Origin of the sequence: Candidatus Villigracilis affinis (assembly GCF_016705895.1) — a bacterium.
GTDB classification, from domain to species: domain Bacteria; phylum Chloroflexota; class Anaerolineae; order Anaerolineales; family Villigracilaceae; genus Villigracilis; species Villigracilis affinis.
The window spans coordinates 538,618-558,983 of the sequence record NZ_JADJKT010000036.1 but is presented as its reverse complement, the minus strand read 5'-3'; the positions used below and the strand labels follow the sequence as shown (position 1 = coordinate 558,983).

The window sequence follows — 20,366 nt, the reverse complement described above, 5'->3', positions numbered from 1 at the left end:
TCTGTTGCCCAAAATGAAAGGCAGGTTCGCCCTCTTGTTGCATAGCTTCCTGTTTGCAGTTCAACATGTCTTTACATCCTGGAGATTATCGCGAGAACTCTTGTTTTTTTTACCAATACTCTTTGGGGTAAAAGAGAAGAACGCGCCAAAACTATTATTTTGCTATAGACGTTTTAGTTTCTTGTTATTTATCCTTTGTTCACCCCATCATGATCTTGGGACGGTATTGTAAAGCCTCCGCCAGATGTGGAGACTGTATCTCTTCACTCCCCGCTAAGTCCGCGATGGTGCGCGATAACTTGAGGATGCGGTGATAGGCACGTGCCGACGAGTTGAGTTGACTCATCGCCGCCCGCATCAAACTCTGACCTTCGGGCTGTAACTGACAAAATTGCCTGACCTCGCCGATGCGCATGTCTGCGTTAGAGACAATGTCGATGGAATGGGTAAAGCGGTGATTTTGAATATCTCTTGCAGTTTGCACGCGCTTGCGGATCGACTCACTTGATTCGCCGAGCTTATTCCCGCTGAGTTTTTCATAATCTACACGCGGCACTTCGATGTGAATGTCGATGCGATCGAGTAGGGGGCCGGAGATGCGCTTTTGGTATTTGGTCACCACGGCTGGTTCGCAGGTGCATGGTTTTTGTGAGTCGCCATGAAGCCGCAGGGCAGAAGGGGTATACACAAGAGGAAAGGTTCAAAAAGGGTCTTTGCTCAAAATACATCCGAATTCTGTTATAGACAAATCATGCTAGTGATGAGAAAGAGACCACCAGATAGTAGGCTGTGTGTTTATAATATCTCTAAATAAACCTTTTATGAATACACTGCATACCTATATTCCACAAGATCGCCTGCACGCTTTGGTGCGAGGCGAAAGTTTGCCTGATTTTACATCTGGCAGTGCTCTTTTCGCTGACATCCATGGCTTCACACCGATGGCACGTGCCTTTGCCAAAACGCTCGGACCCAAGCGAGGCGCAGAAGCCCTTTTGGGATTGCTTAACCCGCTATTTGATGCGCTTATTGAGCCGGTACATCACTATGGTGGCAGCGTGATTGGGTTCGTTGGCGATGCAATTACCTGTTGGTTCAACATCCCTTCACTGCATTCGGAGCAGCCTCTTTATTATTCGTCCTTGCAAGCAACAGCGGCTGCTCTAGCGATGCAGTCGGCAATGAAGCCATTTGCTATCGTGTATACGCCTGATGGCTCGTCAGTTACGTTGAGCATCAAAGTAGCTATATCGTCTGGTACGGCGCGGCGATTTGTAGTGGGTGATCCAGCAATTCAGCAAATAGATACTGTTGCGGGTGCAACGTTGTCCCGAATGTCGGATGCGGAGAAATATGCTGGTCAGGGTGAGGTGGTAGTCAGCCAAGAAGTTGTCGAGAATTTGGGAGATGTGCTAAGCGTTAGCGCATGGCGTGCCGAGAAAAAGTATGCAGTTGTGGACGGTTTGAGTACTACAGTACAGGCTGCTCCTTGGCCATCTCTGCCAGAAACCGCATTGAGCGAAGATCAAGCCCGCCCATGGATACTCCCGTCGATCTTCGAGCAATTGCGCAGTGGAGTTGATAGCCTGGGTGATTTGCGTCCAGTTACTCCGTTGATGGTTCAGTTTGGCGGCATTGACTTTGATACCGATAAAGATGCTGGAGCCAAGTTAGATGCCTTAGTGAGTTGGGCACAACGAATCGTTCATCGTCATGGAGGCAGTTTCCTTCAATTAACGATCGGTGACAAAGGCGCGTTTATGTATGCCGCTTTTGGAGCACCCCTGGCACATGAAAATGACCCGGCACGAGCATTACAAGCGGCTTTGTCCCTGCGTAATGAGTCGGTTGACCAAACCGCTTACATCACACCACTACGCATCGGATTGACACGTGGTACGGCATGGACTGGCAACTATGGTGGTTATGGACGTTTTACGTACGGTGTTATCAGTAGCGATGTAAATCTCTCAGCTCGCCTGATGGGGAAGGCAGAGCCGGGGCAAATTCTCGTTTCGGAGAGAATGGGGCAGTATCCTGGTTTTCGTTTTGAGCACATAGGAGATCTGGTTTATAAGGGTTTCGAAACCCCATTGCCAACCTATAGTTTGTTGGGCGAACAGGTAGAAGATAGGCGGATATTTCAAACGGCAATGGTGGGGCGCGAAGCCAAGCTGGAGAAACTTGAGATGTTCGCCCAGCCGCTCTTTCAGAACCGATTGGCAGGTGCGGCGATCATCTATGGTGAGCCAGGCATCGGCAAGTCGCGTCTGGCATATGCCTTACAGCAAATGCTGGGAGAACGGGTTTCCTGGTTTACTGGGCAAACTGACCAGATACTTCATCAAGCATTCAATCCCTTTGTTCACTGGTTAAAACGCTACTTTAACCAATTGTCCGACTCCACACCTGAACAAAACAAAACTAACTTTGAAAGCCGCTTAAACCAGATTGGCGACAACTTGCGCTCCATGGTCGTCAAGCCGCGGCCTTCAAGCACTAACCTGCAAACGGAACTCACCCGCACCCGATCGTTCCTGGGTGCGTTGCTGGGGCTTTATTGGACAAACTCGCTTTACGCACAATTGACCGATCCAAAATTACGTTACGAGAATACCATCAACGCTATCAAAACGCTATTGTTGGCAGAAAGTCAGCTACGCCCCATTGTATTTGAACTGGAAGATGGCCACTGGCTGGATGAACCGTCACGCGAGATGCTGTTGGCGCTTAGCCGTAATGTGACTGCATACCCCCTGCTCATTATTATCACATCGCGTTACAACGATGATGGCAGTCAGCCAGCCTTTTCTTTGGATCAAGAAATGCCCACACTCATACTTGATCTTGAAGCACTTCCTCACGAGGCTCTGGTACAGCAAGCTGCTACCATTCTTGAAGGAACAATATCTTCAGCCTTGATGACCTTGTTATGGGAACGGAGCCGTGCCAACCCATTCTTCGCAGAGCAGATGCTGTTGCACTTCCGCGAAACCGGCGCATTAATCCAAACCCCAACAGGCGAATGGGATGTACAGCCGGGGTCCATCACCATGTCTGCCGATGTTCATACAATGCTGGTTGCACGCATTGACCGCCTGACACATCAGGTCAGGCAGGTCGTTCAGGCCGCTGCTGTTCTTGGTTTCGAATTCGATGTGCAATTGCTCTCGAAGATGTTGTATACAGATATTTTTGTAGAAGTATTGGAAGCAGAGCAAGGACAGATTTGGCATCTGTTGAGCGAACTGCGCTATATCTTCAAACATGCACTCCTGCGTGATGCAGCCTATGACATGCAATTGCACTCGCGGTTGCGAGAACTGCATTACCTGGCAGCCATGACTACGGAACAGGTATATGCTGACCAATTGCCTTCCTATTATGACATACTGGCATATCACTATAAAAATGCTTATCAATTGGGCATGGATGCCGCAGCAGAGCGGACACTTCACTATTTGCGCAAGGCGGGTGAAGCGGCGCAAAAGAATTTTGCGAATGTTGCCGCGTTGGATTATTACGAACAACTGTTGCCCTTGCTCCAGGATGCATACGAACAAGCCCAAGTGCATTTGCAACGCGGTGCGGTGTTGGAATTGCTTGGTAATTGGGCGGATGCCGAAAATGATTACCGCGCTGTATTAACGCTAATGAGGGCGGGTGTTGCAATGCATGTGAGCGCGCAACTGGCGTTAGGCAAGTTGTGTCGCCTGCGCGGCGATTTTGCCCTCGCATTGGAATGGTTGACACAGGCGCGAGTGAGTTGGGCGGCGTTGCAGGATTCGGCAGGTTTGAGCCAGGCGCTGATTGAAGCCGGCATTGTTTTTTGGCGCAAAGGGGACTTTCCAGATGCCCGGAGGCATTTGGAAGAAGGTCTAACATTGGCTCGAGGGCTTCACGACCAACACGGCGTGGCGCTGGCGCTCAATAGTCTAGGGATGGTGGCACATGCTCAGGACGATTATGCGGCAGCACAGGCATTGCACGAAGAGAGTTTAGCACTCCAGCGTGAACTGGGTGATAAGCTGGGGATCTCGTGGTCACTCAACCACCTTGGGAATGTGGCATGTGTTCAAGGAGACTATAAAGTGGCGCAGGCACTGTTCGAAGAGAGCCTGACACTATTTCGCGAACTAGGTGACAAGTTCGGAATTGCAGACGCTCTCGAAAATTTGGGGAAAACTATGCGGTTTCGGGGCGATTGGGCAGAGGCGCGGAGGCTGTACGAAGAGTGCCTAGTGCTCAACAGGGAAATGGGTGATAAATCGGCCACCGCTTGGGCGCTATACAACCTAGGGGCTGTAACGCAAAGCCAAAAGGAATATGAAACAGCGCGGGTATTGTTGGAGGAGGGGCTGACCCGTTTTCGTGAATTAGGTCACAAAGCAGGCACTGCGTGGGTACTCTCTTTTTTAGGCAGACCCTTGACCCATTTGCAACAATTCAGTACAGCGCGCCTCGTTTTTCATGAAGCGCTGGTTGCTTTTCACCAATTGAAATCTGTCATCGGCGTAATTTTTTCTGCTGAAGGTATGGCGGGCTTATCCCTTGCCCAAGGGCGGTTGAAAGAATCTGTGCAAATATTTGCCTGGACTATTGCTACCCGGAAAGCCATTAACAATCCTCTCCCCGCTGGCGAAGAGGAAGAAACTGAATCTGCACTTGCAACCCTTCGTGCCGTACTCGGTGACGCCGCCTTTAACACGGCATGGGCGGAGGGCGAGAAGATGACATTGGAAGAAGCCATTGAATTGGCATTAATGGATGTTTTATGATCCAACTCTGTAACTGCCCTTTGTAAGATCATTTGCTTATTCTGGTGTTCTTAAAAGAGTTTTAGGACATATAATTCCAGCCATGTCTCAGACAAAGAACCAGCTACTTGATATACAACGCATCCTGACAATCAGCCAGGAACTCGTTGCTGACCGCCCGTTCGATGAGATCCTACATCGAATTGTTCAGGTTGCAGCCGACCTGGTCAATTGTGAGTCAGTTGGGATCCTGTTGTTGGATGAGCCAACAAATACTCTGCGCTTTGTAGCTGCGACTTTGTATCAAGATCGTCTCTTTGATTTCCCAGTGCCGATCGAATCATCCATCGCTGGGGCGGCTATTACAAGTGGTCAACTGGTCAGCGTGCCAGACGTTCGGATCGATCCACGGTATTACCCAAGAATCGCTGAACTGCTCAACTTTCCCGTGCATTCGCTTCTGGCCGCACCACTCAAATTCAAAGATCGTAAGATCGGTGTCTTAGAAGCGGAAAACAAAAAAGATGGGCTTGAATTTGATGAGACAGATGCACAAATCATGACAGCGCTCGCCGCACAAGTGACCATCGCCCTTGAAAACGCGCGGCAGATAGAACGTTACAAACAACTGGCTCAAGACGAACAAGACCAACGTAAGACAGCTGAGGCTTTGCAGTTAGCCAGTGCCGCATTGACCAGAACCCTGGACTATGACCAAGTGATCGACAACATCCTGGAACGAGTTAGTACTGTTATTCCGTTTGATACATGCAATGTAATGATGATTGAAAAAGGAGATATTGCCCGGGTATACCGTGGACGTGGCTATGAACAGGTTGGTACAGCGTCCACTTTGCAAAGCACCACCCTGAATGTCTCTACTGTAATCGGCTTGCGCCGTATGTACGAAACCCGCCAACCTATCTTAATCCTTGATGCGACGCACGATTCAGAATGGATTTATTCCCGCCCTGAACACAATTGGATCCGTTCATACATTGGCGCGCCCATCATCCTGCGTGACACAGTGGTTGGTTTTCTTAACGCCATGAGCGGAACGCCGAATCTATATAACCAAGTTCTTGCTGAACGTTTACAAGCCTTTGCTTACCATGCTGCTATTGCCCTCGAAAATGCTCGCCTTTACAAGCAGGCTCAGGAAGAAATTGCGGAAAGGATCAAGATTGAGGATGAATTGCTTCATCATCGCCATCATCTTGAAGAACTGGTTAAAGAGCGGACAAGGGAAATCCACCGTATGGCGATTACCGATCCGTTAACCGGGATCTTCAACCGTCGGCATTTAATCAGCTTGGGGGAACGGGCGATAAACCATTCGAAGCGGTATAGCCATACCCTCACAGCCATGATGATCGACATCGACTACTTCAAAAAAATCAACGATACCTATGGTCACGCCGCTGGAGACGAAGCCTTGCGTAAACTTGCCGACCAAATACGTCAGGCGTTGCGTACCACTGATATTCTTGGACGTTATGGCGGCGAAGAATTTGTTGTTCTAATGCCGGAAACCGACCTTGCCAGCGGGCATAAAATAGCTGAACGCTTATTGCACATGGTCCGAGAGCTGAATATTCGCAGTGACAAAACTGAATTCGGCATTACCATCAGTGTTGGTTTGGCAGAACAGTCCCAGGCAAATGCTCAAACGCTCGACGATCTTATTGATCAAGCAGATAAAGCCTTGTACACCGCTAAACAATCTGGACGCAACCGGGTTGTACTCCAGTCAGGGCTTTAGTTGATCATACTATTACATTCAACCACAATAGACGAAGTCTTCATTAGCTAATCATCAACTTCGGACGGTATTGGAGTACTTTATTTCCGCTAAGTTTTTCGTAATCGCCTCAGGGGGCTTTGATCCCGCCATAACCATGCGGGGCATTATCGCTACCCCATCATGATCTTCGGACGATACTGCAACGCCTCCGCCAAATGCGTGGACAAGATCTCTTCACTCCCTGCCAAATCTGCGATGGTGCGCGATAATTTGAGGATGCGGTGATAAGCGCGCGCTGAAAGATTCAACTGACTCATCGCCGCCCGCATCAAGCTCGGACCTTCAGCCTGCAACGGACAAAATTACCTCACCTCCCCGATGCGTATGTCTGCATTAGCTATTACATTTTTTGCCGCACTGTTAAATCTTGTGGCAATTCTCTCAAGATAAGAAACATGAAAAATCTGTCTGGATATTTTTCTGTGTTTTCCCTGATAAATATTATTTACGTATTTATGAAGCGTTGTTATACAACTCTCTTAATCTTCGTTCAAGGAACTCTCGTTCAGATTTTTGTTGAGTTAATAAAAGTGCCCGTTCATAGGAAGCACGGGCCTCTGCTGTTTTCCCCAGGCGACGGCATAGATCTGCGTGTGCGGAATGGATGAAATGATAATCATTGAGATCACCACGTGCGAGAATGGCTTCAATGATCACAAGGCCTGCTTCGGGGCCATCGCGCATAGCAACCGCAACGGCACGATTTAATTCAATGATCGGGGATGGATCCGCCTGGATCAAAATATCGTACAACGCGACGATCTGATTCCAATCTGTCCCATCTGCTGTGGCGGCTCTCGCATGAACGGCAGCGATCGCGGCTTGAATGGTATAAGGACCGAAGCGACGGGAGGCGAGCGCCTGTTGGATCAAGCTCAAGCCTTCGGTGATTTGAGCGCGATCCCACAGCGAACGATCCTGCTCATTGAGCAGAATCAGCTCTCCCGTCGGTGAGACGCGCGCGGCCCGCCGCGATTCCTGTAAGAGCATCAAAGCCAGCAATCCAATGGCTTCGGGTTCCGCTAACAACTCCACCAAAAGCTTTCCAAGCCGGATGGCTTCGCTGGAAAGATCGTGACGGGTGAGGGATTCACCGAAAGATGCGGAATAGCCTTCATTGAAAACCAGATAAATGACATGCAAAACAGAATCAAGCCGATCCGGCAGATCAGCATGCGATGGCACTTCATAGGGAATGCGTGCATCACGGATCTTTGCCTTTGCACGTACGATGCGTTGCGCGATGGTGGGCGGAGGAGTGAGAAACGCGTGCGCGATTTCTTCGGTGGTGAATCCGCAGACGGTGCGCAGGGTTAACGCGATCTGCGCATCTGGAGATAATGCAGGGTGGCAGCAGGTGAAGATCAAACGTAGGCGTTCATCTTCGATATCTTCATCCTCTGTTTCAAATGGATTTTCCGTATTTGGCCCCAATTCATTAGCGATCTGTGCGAGCGAAGAGTCGAAGCGCGCGCGGCGGCGGATGTTATCGATGGCTTTGAAGCGTCCCACGGAAACCAGCCAGGTGCGTGGATTTTTAGGCAGACCTTCGCGCCCCCATTGTTCCAATGCTGTGGTGAAGGCTTCATGTAAGGCTTCTTCTGCAAGATCGAAATCCCCTAGTAGACGAATTAAAGTAGCGAGAACGCGGCGTGATTCAAGGCGATAGATCTCATCGATCGTCTCACGTAATTTTTCGCTCGCGTCCTCACTCATTTTCAATGTTAGGCCGTTAGAAATGCCAGTTCCGTTTCCCATTTGCTCATATCGGGTTCAATAGCCGGGTCGGAGTAATACCATTCCACACGCCCGCCCCAGCGTTCGCCGTCCATCTTCCATTGGATGTTATTCTTTTCTGCCCAGGCCAATAGGTTTGCTGTGGCTTCTTCGAGCTCAGCAGGATGCCCCGTGTGCAGCATCATGGCATAATGCCCGGCAGGCAAAATGTCCGCGATGATCTGCCCATCCCCTTTGATGGGGGATGCAACGGGCACAGCCACATCGATCTCAAGTTTTTTATCCATCTCCACGACGTTATAGCGCCAGAATACTGCGCCTGATGGTTGGATCCCTTTTTCCGCAAGCCAGGCAAAGACATCGTCGCTCAGGGGAGGCAGGGTGGGGCCGATCTCAGCCATGCTGACGAGTTTGCGGATCGCTACATAATGTTGTTCATTGCGATCCACGAGTTTGGGTTCTGTAATGTTGATCATTGTTTTTCTCCTTGTTATTTTAATCGACTAGTGCGCCACAGGTTAAGTTTGTAACAGATGCGGTTATCGCGTTCGCACCATCCGATATCTTGATGGCCTACTTCTTTTCCAATTCCCAGATCGGGCGGACTTCAATGCTACCAAAACGGGCCAGCGGAATTTTTGCGGCGACCTGGATGGCATCGTTCAAGTCCCTGGCTTCGATCAGGATGAAGCCGCCCAGTTGTTCCTTGGTCTCCGTGAATGGGCCATCGGTGGTGGAGATCTTCCCGTTACGCATCCGTACGGTGACGGCAGATTTTACAGACTCAAGTGCCTCTGCAGCGATGAAATGGCCGCTGCGTTGAAGCTCTTCGTCATAAGCCAGCGACTCGTTGTCAAAAGCGATCTTTTCGGTCTCCGACATTTTGTCGAGTACCGTCCCGTCAAAATAAACCAGACATAGATATTTCATTGTGTACTCCTTTAAGTAGATTTGAACTTGCTTTCAGGGAATAGTCGTTTGGCATAGCCCAAAATCGACAATCTGAAAAAAATGCCTACTTCTTCTCAAATTCGTACACGCGGCGGACGTGAATAAACCCCATGCGGGCGGAGGGAATCCTGGCAGCGACCTGGACTGCTTCCTCCATATCCTTTGCCTCGATCAGCACGAATCCGCCCAATACTTCCTTGGTCTCGGCAAATGGCCCATCAGTGATGGAAATCTTCCCGTTTCGCATGCGCACCGTCGTGGCGGTTTCCACAGGCTGCAGGGCTTGGGCGATGAGCCAATGTCCGCTCTGGCGCAGGGTTTCATCGTAATCAAGGTGCTCATTGACAAGGTCATCTGCTTCCTTCTCGGTCTGTGGGCCCAGCCCATTGTTTGGTTCCTCATATACAACACATAAAAATTTCATCATGGACTCCTTTTTTATTGAATAGTCGTTTGAGAAGGTTTGAAATCGACAAAACATCCGTTCGAAAACTGAACTGGTGTGAAGGATAATGGGAAATAATGGGGTTGAGTGAAAATTGAGCGGTATTAACATGTATGAGAACCTCCCAACAAAAACACCCCTAGATACAGAGGTGCTAAACTATTTTCGGATATTTTCTTCTTTTTATGGTGGGGTATAAATCGCGATTACCTAAATTTATACCCGTATAGAATTATTTCCCACTACATCTTTTATCCTAAGCCTGAAGATTTGGGTTTTTATCACCCCATCATGATCTTCGGACGGTACTGCAACGCCTCCGCCAAATGCGTGGACTGGATCTCTTCACTCCCTGCCAAGTCTGCGATGGTGCGTGAGAGTTTGAGGATGCGGTGATAAGCACGCGCCGACAAATTGAGTTGACTCATTGCCGCCCGCATCAAACTCTGACCTTCGGGCTGGAGGCTGCAAAATTGCCTTACCTCCCCGATGCGCATGTCTGCGTTGCAGACAACATCTTTAGCTTCTCCATTAGAGAAACGATTATTTTGAATATCTCTGGCGGTTTGAACGCGCTTGCGGATAGCTTCACTTGACTCACCAAGTTTGTTGCCGCTAAGTTTTTCGTAATCCACGCGCGGGACTTCGATGTGAATGTCGATGCGGTCGAGCAGGGGACCGGAGATGCGTTTTTGGTATTTGGTTACCATAGCAGGCGCGCAAGTGCAGGGCTTGAGGGAATCGCCGTAGTAGCCACAAGGGCAGGGATTCATGGCAGCGATCAATTGGAAGTTTGCTGAAAAAGTTAGTGAGCCTTTGGCGCGGCTGATGGTGACGACTTTATCTTCCATGGGTTGCCGCATTACTTCGAGAACGCGTGTGCCGAATTCGGGGAATTCATCGAGGAAGAGCACGCCGCGATGCGCAAGGGAGATTTCGCCGGGCTTGGGAATATTCCCGCCACCGACGAGACCCGCATGTGAAATCGTGTGATGCGGTGATCGAAATGGACGATGTTTGATTAAGGGTGTTCCAACGGGGAGTTGATCTGCAACAGAATAGATGCGCGTCACATCTAAAGATTCTTCGATGGACATTTCAGGGAGAATGCCGGGCAGGGCGCGCGCGATCAATGTTTTGCCAGCGCCAGGACTGCCGACCATCAAAACGTTGTGCCCGCCCGCGGCCGCAACTTCGAGTGCGCGTTTGACGTGTTCCTGACCTTTGATTTCGGAGAAGTCAGTGGGGGTGAAGAGCGGTTCGAGAAAATTCTCTGAGGGTTGATAAGGCTGAATTAAACGCCGACCCGCTAAATGGTCGTAGAGATCCGCAAGCGATTTGACCGGGATAATTTCAAGGCCGGGAATCAAGGCCGCTTCGGGCGCATCCACTTCAGGGACGAACATCCGCTTGTATCCATTGGCGCGGGCTGTGGCGGCCATTGGCAAAATGCCGCGCGTGTGACGGACGACGCCATCAAGTGAAAGCTCACCGACGACGAGTGTGCCATCCACGACATCATGAGGGAGGTGGCCTGCGAGGAGGATGACACCGAGTGCGATGGGCAGGTCGTAGGCGGGTCCTTCCTTGCGGACGACTGCGGGAGCGAGATTGACAACGATGCGGTGACGGGGGAAATGCAAGCCCGCATTCTTGACTGCGGTTTGCACACGCTCACGACTCTCTTGCACGGCGGCATCGGGCAGGCCCACAATGGTGACACCGGGCAGACCGTTGGTGTAATCGACTTCCACTTCAACGATGACGCCTTCAAGACCCACTACAGCGCAGGAGTAAACTCGGGAGAGCATGGTTTTATTTTACATGATGTTTTGACTTTATGATGGATGTGTTTACCCGAAGACGACAAAATCAAGCGGCTCAAGTTTGAGTTCTTTGTGACGCGAGGGCGTGCTGCGTCCGTGTAATTGCTTGATGCTCGTTACAGAATATTGTTCGATGATGCGTGAGACGATCATTTGCGGGGCTTCGGAAAAATTCGCGAAGATGACGGAGCGTTTGCCCGCGTGCATGCGCATGAATCCCAGAACGTGGTCGTTCTCGGTTTGGATGATCTCCAATTCGCCGCCTGAGAAGACGTTGTGTTTTTTTCGCAGGTCGATCAACAGTTTAAGCCCCTGATAAACACGCCCTTCAATGGTACGGAAATCGTTTCGCCTTGCATACTTCTCCCAATCCGCTTTTGGGCGGTGTACCCAGCGGCTGTCGCGTTCATGGGCTGGATCGTCGCGGTAGGTGTAATCGTTGAGCGTGCCGATCTCGTCGCCGAGATAAATGAGCGGAATTCCGCCAGCGGTGAGGATCACGCCGTGGATAAGGAGAATGCGCCGAACGGCCAGTTCCACTTCGTGTGCGCCTTCTTCCTTTAAAGCCTTCTCCAATCCTGCGAGCGAAGCGCCCGTCCCGCTGATGCGGCAATCACCTGTTTTTGGATTCTCTTGAAAGGGAAGTCCGCGTGCAAAACTGCCTTCGAATCGGCCCCTGTAAAATTCATTCAGGAAGCGGCGATGGTCGTTGCCGTTGATGCCAAAGGAAGCGGCATCTTCGTCGGAGAAGGTCCAGCCGATGTCATCGTGGACGCGCACATAATTGACCCAGGCTGTGTCGGGATGAAGTTTGAAACGTGTGGCGAGAGAGTGTGAAAGTAACTTCACTTCGCGTGTGGCAAGCGAATTCCACAATAATGCCATCAATAACGGATTGTAGGAAAGCTGGCATTCGTCTGCTGAAATGTATTTGACCACGTCATCGGGATGGACGATGGCTTCGGATTTGAACAGCAATGCGGGCGAGGCGATTCGGGCAACGGCATTGAAGGCTTGAATTAATTGATGCGCGCCCTGCAGGTTTTCGCAATTCGTGCCGAGCTGTTTCCAGATGAAAGCTACAGCGTCGAGGCGAATTACTTCAACGCCCTGATTGGCGAGAAACAACATCTCTTCTGTCATGCGATTGAAGACGGCGGGGTTGGCGTAATTCAAGTCCCATTGATAGGAGTGGAAGGTTGTCCACACCCAGCCGCCATCTTTGAACAGGTCGGGGAAAAATGTGAATGCGCCTGTATGTTCCTCGGGGAATATCTCCCTGAGATTCTGTTCATAGATGTCGGGCATTTCACGGTTGGGGAAGATGCGATAAAAATCCTGATATTCTTCGTTGCCCGATTTCACACCGCTGGTCCACAGGTGTTCATCCGAAGTGTGATTGAAAACGAGATCCACAACAAGGCTAATGCCTGCACTGCGCAATTCATCTGCAAGGGATGCGAGTTCTTCCATGGTACCGAGCGGCGGATGCACTTCGCGATAACTGCTCACGGCATAGCCGCCGTCGTTCTCGCCTTCGGGCGCTTTGAACAACGGCATGAGATGCAGATAGGTGAGGCCGAGCTCCTTGAAGTAGGGGATCTTGGATTTCACCCCTTCGAGATTCTCTGCGAAAAGGTCGACGTAACAGACTCCGCCCAGCATCTGGTTCGATTGAAACCAAAGCGGATTCTTCTCCCGGGCATTGTCCAGTGCGCGCAAATCGGCGGGGCGTTGAAACCATGAGCGCGCCAGGCTGGTGATGAGGTCTTCCAGATGGAAGAAGAAATCATACTGACCGCCGTACATTCCAAGATATAAACTGAATAACGCGGGGAAATATTTATCCAGGCGGTTTGAGAAATCCTGCCAGCCATTTGGGTCGGCGGCAACGGAACTTTCCAATTCCTTTTTTACGCGCGGAATCAGGCGCTGCAGGGCGCGTTTCGATTCGTTTTTGAGTTGGGTTATATCATTCATGGATTTGAAAATTTATTCTCTTTTCAACCAGAGATGGTCGTAGGGTTCCAGCGTGATCGAGGAATTGATCTGCTGTCGGATATTGGAGAGCAGTTCAATATAGTCCGCGTGGAGTTCGGCGGGAAGAGAAACAGTTTGCGCGGAACTGCTCAGATTATTGACGATCAATAATGTTTCACCCTGATATTTCCGTATGTAAATTGCCATGGACGGATTGTTTGTTTCAATCCATTCCATGCTGCCGCGGCCAAATACATGATGTGCCTTACGGGTATTGACCATGCGGCTGATGGCGTGGAACAGCGAATCTTGATCTGCCATTTGACTGGCGACGTTGATATGTTCGTAGCTTCGTCCATCTTTGACAAATTCGGTGAACGGTTTTCCGCTGGTGAAACCCGCATTGGGTGAATTATCCCATTGCATCGGCGTGCGGACGCCGTTGCGGTCGAAGAGGTCAAGGTTGTCGCCCATGCCGATCTCGTCGCCGTAGTAGATAATTGGTGAACCTGGGAGCGTGAATAGAATGGAGTTGGCCAGCTCGATCTTGCAGCGATCGTCATCGAGCAGGGATGAAAGCCGCCTGCGGATGCCCAGATTTAATTTCATATTCGGTTCGGGTGCATATTGCTGCCACATCCAATCGCGTTCTTCAGGGGTGACCATTTCGAGGGTCAATTCATCGTGGTTGCGCAGGAAGATGCACCACTGGCAATTTTCAGGAATGGTCGGTGTGCGGCGCAGGATCTCGATCATGTCATCGGGGCGTTCCTTTTTGAGCGCCATGTAGATGCGCGGCATGATGGGGAAGTGGAAGCCCATGTGGAATTCGTCGCCATCACCGAAGTAGGGACGAACATCTTCAGGCCATTGGTTCGCTTCGCACAGCAGAATCCTGCCGGGGTAATTCGTATCCATGAAAGTGCGCAGGCCCTTGAGGTAGATATGTGTTTCAGGCAGGTTCTCGCAGTTTGTGCCTTCACGCTCGAAGAGATATGGAACTGCGTCAGCGCGAAAACCGTCAATGCCGAGGTCGAGCCAGAAACTTGCCACGTTGAGCATTTCTTCCTGAACTTTTGGGTTATCAAAATTCAAGTCGGGCTGGCTGGCGTAGAAACGATGCCAGTAATATTGGCCTGTCTTTTCATCCAGAGTCCAATTGGAGGGTTCGGTGTCCAGAAAGATGATGCGTGTGTCCTTGTATTTTTGGTCGGTATCGCTCCAGACATAGTAATCACGATATGGCGAGTTTTTATCGGAGCGGGAAGCCTTGAACCACGGATGTTCATCTGAGGTGTGATTCAGCACGAGGTCCATGATGATGCGGATATCGAGTGAATGCGCCGTCTGAATTAGCGACTTCAAGTCATCCAGGTTTCCATACATCTCGGCCACGTTGCAATAGTCTGCGATGTCGTAGCCGTCATCGCGCAGGGGAGAGGGATAGATCGGCATTAGCCAGATGCAGTCGATTCCCAGATCGCGGATGTATTCCAGTTTTTGTTCGAGTCCGCGCAGGTCGCCATAGCCATCCCCATTGCTGTCTTTGAATGCGCGTACTGAGATTTGATAGAAGACAGCGTCTTTGTACCAGGTTGTTTCCATGTTTTAATATAAAAAATGGACTGGGTTTTGCCCAGTCCATTTATCTCCTTTAACCTTTGACTGAGCCTGCAAGCAATCCCCTCACGAAGAAGCGTTGCAAACCGAAGAATACTGCGAGCGGCAGAAGCATGGTGATAAATGCGCCTGCGGTGAGAAGATGCCAGTCCTGTCCGCGTGAGCCGACGATCTCTGCCAGCCTTTGGGTGAGCAATTGATTTGTGGGCGATGCGCCGATGAAGATCAATGCCACGAGGTAGTCATTCCATACCCAAAGGAATTGGAAGATCGCAAAGGAAGCCAGCGCAGGGACGGATAACGGCAGGATCAACTTTGTGAAGATCGTAAAGTGCGAAGCGCCATCCACAAATGCAGCTTCCAAAATATCTCGTGGAAGTTCGCTCATATAATTGAAGAGCAGATATGTCGCCAGCGGCAGACCAAACCCCGTATGGGCCAGCCAGACTGCGAGGAAGGTGCCGTTCAGATCAAGGCGGACGTAGTCGCGCAGGATCGGAACCAATGCGATCTGCAAAGGCACGACCAGCAAAGCCACCACGAGTGCAAATAGCATTTTACGCGCTGGGAATTTCATCCACGCAAAGCCGTAGGCGGCAAAGGCCGCCAGTGAAATGGGAATCACTGTGGCTGGAATTGCGACTGCGAGACTGTTTAGGAAGGCGCGGTTCATATTGTCGCCACGCTCGGTGACGGTAGTTCCATCGGCCAGTGTGGCAGTGTAATCATCGCCTGCCAATACCTGTTTGTAGTTTTCCAATGAGAAGTTTGAGGCTGCCGTCCAGCCGTATCTTTGAATGTCAAGATAACCAACGCGGCGATTGCCGACCCACTTGAGGCGCAAATCTTTTGTTTCGATTCCCTGGCTGAATTCCTCGAATGTCGCGGTGATGCCTTCGAAGGTCATCGGTTGATTGCGGTCCACTTCGGGACCTGGTTTTACTTTTTCAACGGAGACCCAGTCTTTGTGCGGGAAGATCGTCCACCAACCCGTACGGTTGATGTCGATGCGGTCACGGAAGGAGGAAATGAGCAGGCCGATCGTGGGCACGGTCCAGCATAGGCAGATGACGGCGAGCACGCCATTAATGAGGAGGCTGTTGAGCATTTTTTTATTCTTCATTAGAACACCTCCCGTTGTGCGAACTGACGCAGGTTGTATGCCATGACAGGCGTGACCGCGATCAAAAGAATAATGGCGATGGCGGAGCCGACGCCGTTATTATTATAGGTAAAGTATTGACGATAGAATTCGGTCGCGATCACGCTGGTGCCATACTGGCCGCCCGTCATGACGATGACCACGTCAAATATTTTCAAGGTGAAGATGATGATGGTGGTGGATACGGTAATGATCGTCCCCATGATCTGCGGGATCATGATGCGGAAGAAGAGCTGGAGTTCGGTTGCGCCATCCACGCGGGCGGCTTCGAGGATTTCACTTGGGACGCCCTTGATGGCCGCTGAGAATAGCACCATGGCATAGCCCGTTTGAAGCCAAATGACGATCACGATCAGGAAGAAGTTGTTCCATGGTTGGAAGAAGGCTGTCCACGCCTGGGGCTGGCCGCCGAAAAATACCACAATCGAATTAAGCAAACCGATCTGCGGTGCATCCACGGGTTTTACGGCATACACAAAATTCCAGATGACGCCTGCGCCTACGAATGAGATCGCCATCGGCATGAAGATGAGCGCCTTGGCAAACGATTCAAACTTACTGCGGTCTGCCAGCACAGCGATCAACAGCCCCGTGGAGACGGTGAAGATCGTTCCGAAGATCATCCACATTAGGTTGTTGCGGAAGACGGTCAACATCGCATCATTGGTAAAGACGAATTTGAAATTCTCAAACCAAACGAAGTTGGCGCTGCCTTCATCGTAAAAACTCAAGACCAATGTGCGGATGGTCGGCAAGACCAATGCCCAGACGAGCATTAGGATGGCCGGGCCTACGAATAGCACAGGCTGGAGTCTTCGCACCCATGCATCTGATAGTTGTTCAATAAAGAAATTGGCAGTTGTAAAAAGAAGGATCACACCACCAACACCCCAAACGATTGCCATAAGCACAGTGACAACCTGGGGAATATTTGAGTCTTTGGCCAGTTGGATATCGCGTAAAAAGAAGAACCCCCACACCAAAACAGCCAGCGATGCGAGCAGGGGAATAAGGGCCAGTATCCCCGTAATGGTCCTGTTGCCAGACTTGGAGCTATGAGGTGTTGTAGATGTCATGGGATTTGCCGCCGATCCTTTCATATAAAAGAATAGTTGAGCGGTGATGAATGAATTGATTCGTGCTATTGTATCAGGTGATGTGTCATTAATTACCTGTCGGCTCGTGTGAACGAGCCGACAGGTTTTGTTGCTATTTTATTACTTGGGCCAGGAGGCGTCGATGTTGGAAAGTGCAGTATCCAGATCGGTTGCGCCGGAGATGTAGTTGGTCATTTCGGACCAGAAGGTACCAGAACCAACGGCACCGGGCATGAGGTCGGAACCATCAAAGCGTACGGAGGTGGCGTTCTGGATGATCTCAGCAACGCCGCGTTCGATGTCGTTGCCATACCAGCTCAGGTCAGCATCCTTGTGAGGAGCGATCGCGCCGCCTTGTTCCATCCACACCTTGAGGTGTTCACCCTTGGTGAAGTATTCCATCACTGCCATCACTTCGGGGCGGTCATTTGTAGCAGCCCAGATGTCACCAGCGACGAGAACAGGCTTGCCATAGGCTTCGTCTTTGCCGGGGAAGTAGAAGAAGCTGTAGTCTTCACCGCCAACTGTCCCTTCGGGGAAGAAGGATGTGATGAAGTTACCCTGCTTATGCATCCAGCACTTGGGGCCATCTGCATCGAACATGGGCAATGGGGCATCGCCGAAACTTGTTTCAACAATGCTGGCGCGTCCGCCGTACACATATTGATCAGCCCAAATGCTGGTCATCACTTCAGCGGCATTCTTAACTTCAGGTGAATTGAAGGGAAGCTCGCCCTTTACCCACGCATCGTAGTTCTCGAGGGAGGTGGTGCGGAGCATGAGTTCTTCCATCCAGTCGGTGGCAGCCCAGCCAGTGGCGGCGCCGGATTCGATACCGATACACCACGGGGTGGAACCATCAGCAACCATCTGGTCCATGAGAGTGGTCATTTCATCCCAGGTTGTTGGGATTGCATAACCAGCTTCGTCCCATGCCTTCTTGGGATACCAAACGAGGGATTTGCCGTTCACACGTTCCCAAATACCAGCCATGATCGGGCCATCGGGACCTTCCATGGTGGCCATGTCCAACCAGGATTGGTTGTAGTTGGCGGCAACAGCTTCCATATCGAGGTATTGGCTCACATCAACGATCTTGCCCTGTGCAACGAAGGTGGAAAGAAGACCGGGCTGGGGGAAGTCGATCAGATCGGCGGCGTTGCCAGCGTCAATGGACGCCTTGATGGAGGCTTCGAATTCCTTGGAGCCTTGATATTGGATATCGATACCGGTGGCTTCTTCGAAGGAGGCCATGGTGGCATCGAACTTCTGGGCATCCGCATCCACGAACGGACCTGTGGCGGTTACAACAGTACCGGAAAATTCGCCAGCATAAGCGCGTTCGAGGAAGGTACCGGTGGCAGCGGGAGCTTCAGTAGCGGCAGGAGCTTCGGTTGCGGCGGGAGCTTCAGTCGCAGCGGGTTCTTCTACAACGGCAGGGGCTTCAGTGGCGGGGGCACCGCAGGCAGAGAGCAACATAGAAGCCAGAACGAGCAGGCTCATCAAAGACCATAACAGGGATTTCTTGTTCATTTTTCTCCTCATTATTTTGTTCAAGATATTTCAATGGTTGACGGACGATGGGGGGGATTCATACTTTTGTTTGTAAAAGTACACCTCCTGAAGAGGAAGGGAAAGTATCTGAAAGTGTTATCCTGAAAGCACTTTCATATTTTAGTTTAGCACTTTCATTTACCCGAGTCAAGAGGCAATTTCAATTTTTTGGGGAAGGAATATTTATATTGAAATGATCAGTTATCAGCTGGGATTGAAGCGTTGAATCTGCAAGAAGTTGCTTTGTAGCTTCTACAATCCATCTTGATGTTTTGATGGATGTTATGCGGTTTGACGTTCGATGAGGGTGAGCGGAAGATGGATATTTTGCAGTATCCTACCTGGGTCATTGATGCGCGCCAACACCATTTCAGCAGACAGCCGACCTGAATCATCCAGATGCTGGCGGATGGTGGTGAGGTCTACATATTCTGCCATATCGATGTCGTCAAAGCCGATCACGGCAAGGTCTTCAGGGATCCGTAAATTCAACTGGCGGGCAACTTTCATAATGCTGATCGCCTGAATATCTGATGCGGCGAAAATAGCGGTTGGACGTTTGCTCATATTGAGCAATTCCAATGCGGCTTCGCGTGAATTTTCCTGGCTATAGTATGCCTGTTTGATATATTTTTTAGAGAGGTCTATTCCCGCTTCATTCAATGCCTCTTTAAACCCTTGTAAACGAGACCTGACTGGGTGAATGGCATAGCGTTCCGGGGGTTCGATATCTCCTATAAATCCAAAGGATTTGTGCCCTTTGCCGATCAAATGCTCGGCGGCAAGTCGTCCACCGTGCGCATCATTGATCACGATACTGTTCAACAAGCTGTTTGAGTATTCTATAAGAACAGTGTGCATTGCATTATCGACCAGACGCTGTGCATCTTTTTCGTCGATGGCCAGCGACATAATGATCAGTCCGTCCAAGTTTCTCATGACAGGAATAGAGGAGATGTATCCCTGAAGGTGTTCGGCTGAATCGACGGGATAAATGACCAGCTCGTAACTTGCCTTGGATAAAGTTGCTGCAACTCCGCGTAAACGCTGGACAAAGGAAGGCGCAGTGAAGAAGGGTGTGATGACACCGATGCGGTTCGTGTAGCGCATGGCACGGGCGCGTGCTTCGGCCTTGGGAACAAAGCCCAACTGGTCGATCGCATCCATCACTTGTTGGCGGGTCTTGGGATTTACCTTATCCGGTGAATTAAGAACGCGTGAGATGGTGGTGATGCTTACGCCGGAAAGTTTAGCTACATCGTAAATTGTGGGGGTCTTTTTAGCAGATGTCATAATATGAAAGTTGGGTGAAAGCACTTTCAGTTTAACATAGTTATGAGGAGTTGCCAATAAGGTTTTGAAAAGGCCAGCCGGTGGCAGGTAACCATGCTGTTTACAGAGTCGCGAAGGTTTATAATTTCAGCATGTCTTTT

15 protein-coding genes are annotated in these 20,366 nt (G+C 50.4%); 2 read left to right on the top strand and 13 right to left on the bottom strand.

Features of this window, described 5'->3' with window-relative positions:
- Positions 1 to 199 precede the first annotated feature (199 nt).
- Positions 200 to 688 carry an ATP-binding protein gene (locus tag IPI86_RS17820; protein ID WP_345299358.1) on the bottom strand — a complete coding sequence of 163 codons (489 nt, stop codon included), beginning with the start codon at positions 686 to 688 and terminating at the stop codon, positions 200 to 202.
- Positions 689 to 821: 133 nt separating this feature from the next.
- Here IPI86_RS17820 and IPI86_RS17815 point away from each other — a divergent pair, with 133 nt between their 5' ends.
- Both IPI86_RS17815 and IPI86_RS17810 read left to right on the top strand, forming a co-directional pair.
- Complete coding sequence (locus tag IPI86_RS17815) at positions 822 to 4,778, top strand: tetratricopeptide repeat protein (RefSeq protein WP_345299357.1); 3,957 nt, start codon at positions 822 to 824, stop codon at positions 4,776 to 4,778.
- An 82-nt stretch (positions 4,779 to 4,860) separates the two neighbouring features.
- Positions 4,861 to 6,519 (top strand): diguanylate cyclase, encoded by a 1,659-nt coding sequence (locus tag IPI86_RS17810; protein ID WP_345299356.1) that lies wholly within the window; start codon positions 4,861 to 4,863, stop codon positions 6,517 to 6,519.
- 152 nt (positions 6,520 to 6,671) lie between these two features.
- On the opposite strand, the gene IPI86_RS17805 is transcribed toward IPI86_RS17810, so the two are convergent.
- From IPI86_RS17805 to IPI86_RS17750, 12 genes are all read right to left on the bottom strand, one after another.
- On the bottom strand, positions 6,672 to 6,854 hold the full coding sequence (locus IPI86_RS17805; RefSeq protein WP_345299355.1) for a hypothetical protein: 183 nt from the start codon (positions 6,852 to 6,854) through the stop codon (positions 6,672 to 6,674).
- A gap of 160 nt (positions 6,855 to 7,014) precedes the next feature.
- Complete coding sequence (locus IPI86_RS17800; protein WP_345299354.1) at positions 7,015 to 8,277, bottom strand: RNA polymerase sigma factor; 1,263 nt, start codon at positions 8,275 to 8,277, stop codon at positions 7,015 to 7,017.
- Positions 8,278 to 8,285: 8 nt separating this feature from the next.
- Complete coding sequence (locus tag IPI86_RS17795; protein ID WP_345299353.1) at positions 8,286 to 8,774, bottom strand: GyrI-like domain-containing protein; 489 nt, start codon at positions 8,772 to 8,774, stop codon at positions 8,286 to 8,288.
- Positions 8,775 to 8,871: 97 nt separating this feature from the next.
- Positions 8,872 to 9,228 carry a YciI family protein gene (locus tag IPI86_RS17790; RefSeq protein WP_345299352.1) on the bottom strand — a complete coding sequence of 119 codons (357 nt, stop codon included), beginning with the start codon at positions 9,226 to 9,228 and terminating at the stop codon, positions 8,872 to 8,874.
- A gap of 85 nt (positions 9,229 to 9,313) precedes the next feature.
- A complete protein-coding gene (locus IPI86_RS17785; protein ID WP_345299554.1) occupies positions 9,314 to 9,673 on the bottom strand; it encodes a YciI family protein in 360 nt (119 codons plus the stop codon).
- 302 nt (positions 9,674 to 9,975) lie between these two features.
- On the bottom strand, positions 9,976 to 11,505 hold the full coding sequence (locus IPI86_RS17780; RefSeq protein WP_345299351.1) for a YifB family Mg chelatase-like AAA ATPase: 1,530 nt from the start codon (positions 11,503 to 11,505) through the stop codon (positions 9,976 to 9,978).
- A gap of 42 nt (positions 11,506 to 11,547) precedes the next feature.
- Positions 11,548 to 13,500, bottom strand: a complete 1,953-nt coding sequence (locus IPI86_RS17775) for an amylosucrase (RefSeq protein WP_345299350.1) — start codon at positions 13,498 to 13,500, stop codon at positions 11,548 to 11,550.
- Between the two features lie 12 nt (positions 13,501 to 13,512).
- Positions 13,513 to 15,105: a maltose alpha-D-glucosyltransferase gene (treS, locus tag IPI86_RS17770; RefSeq protein WP_345299349.1), complete on the bottom strand. Its 1,593-nt coding sequence runs from the start codon at positions 15,103 to 15,105 to the stop codon at positions 13,513 to 13,515.
- Positions 15,106 to 15,154: 49 nt separating this feature from the next.
- The gene (locus tag IPI86_RS17765; RefSeq protein WP_345299348.1) at positions 15,155 to 16,243 is read right to left on the bottom strand and encodes a carbohydrate ABC transporter permease; all 1,089 of its coding nucleotides are present in this window, start codon (positions 16,241 to 16,243) and stop codon (positions 15,155 to 15,157) included.
- Complete coding sequence (locus IPI86_RS17760; protein WP_345299347.1) at positions 16,243 to 17,358, bottom strand: sugar ABC transporter permease; 1,116 nt, start codon at positions 17,356 to 17,358, stop codon at positions 16,243 to 16,245. Before IPI86_RS17760 ends, IPI86_RS17765 begins: the two co-directional genes overlap by 1 nt.
- A 141-nt stretch (positions 17,359 to 17,499) precedes the next feature.
- Positions 17,500 to 18,912 (bottom strand): ABC transporter substrate-binding protein, encoded by a 1,413-nt coding sequence (locus tag IPI86_RS17755; protein WP_345299346.1) that lies wholly within the window; start codon positions 18,910 to 18,912, stop codon positions 17,500 to 17,502.
- A 303-nt stretch (positions 18,913 to 19,215) separates the two neighbouring features.
- Entirely contained in the window at positions 19,216 to 20,226 is a 1,011-nt protein-coding gene (locus tag IPI86_RS17750) for a LacI family DNA-binding transcriptional regulator (RefSeq protein ID WP_345299345.1), read from the bottom strand.
- Between the last annotated feature and the right edge of the window lie 140 nt (positions 20,227 to 20,366).

Coding starts and splice junctions, on each gene's coding strand:
- IPI86_RS17810 (WP_345299356.1), top strand. CDS start 4,861: ATGTCTCAGACAAAGAACCAGCTACTTGATATACAACGCATCCTGACA.
- IPI86_RS17760 (WP_345299347.1), bottom strand. CDS start 17,358: ATGACATCTACAACACCTCATAGCTCCAAGTCTGGCAACAGGACCATT.
- IPI86_RS17765 (WP_345299348.1), bottom strand. CDS start 16,243: ATGAAGAATAAAAAAATGCTCAACAGCCTCCTCATTAATGGCGTGCTC.
- IPI86_RS17795 (WP_345299353.1), bottom strand. CDS start 8,774: ATGATCAACATTACAGAACCCAAACTCGTGGATCGCAATGAACAACAT.
- IPI86_RS17815 (WP_345299357.1), top strand. CDS start 822: ATGAATACACTGCATACCTATATTCCACAAGATCGCCTGCACGCTTTG.
- IPI86_RS17790 (WP_345299352.1), bottom strand. CDS start 9,228: ATGAAATATCTATGTCTGGTTTATTTTGACGGGACGGTACTCGACAAA.
- treS (WP_345299349.1), bottom strand. CDS start 15,105: ATGGAAACAACCTGGTACAAAGACGCTGTCTTCTATCAAATCTCAGTA.
- IPI86_RS17800 (WP_345299354.1), bottom strand. CDS start 8,277: ATGAGTGAGGACGCGAGCGAAAAATTACGTGAGACGATCGATGAGATC.
- IPI86_RS17780 (WP_345299351.1), bottom strand. CDS start 11,505: ATGCTCTCCCGAGTTTACTCCTGCGCTGTAGTGGGTCTTGAAGGCGTC.
- IPI86_RS17755 (WP_345299346.1), bottom strand. CDS start 18,912: ATGAACAAGAAATCCCTGTTATGGTCTTTGATGAGCCTGCTCGTTCTG.
- IPI86_RS17750 (WP_345299345.1), bottom strand. CDS start 20,226: ATGACATCTGCTAAAAAGACCCCCACAATTTACGATGTAGCTAAACTT.
- IPI86_RS17775 (WP_345299350.1), bottom strand. CDS start 13,500: ATGAATGATATAACCCAACTCAAAAACGAATCGAAACGCGCCCTGCAG.
- IPI86_RS17785 (WP_345299554.1), bottom strand. CDS start 9,673: ATGAAATTTTTATGTGTTGTATATGAGGAACCAAACAATGGGCTGGGC.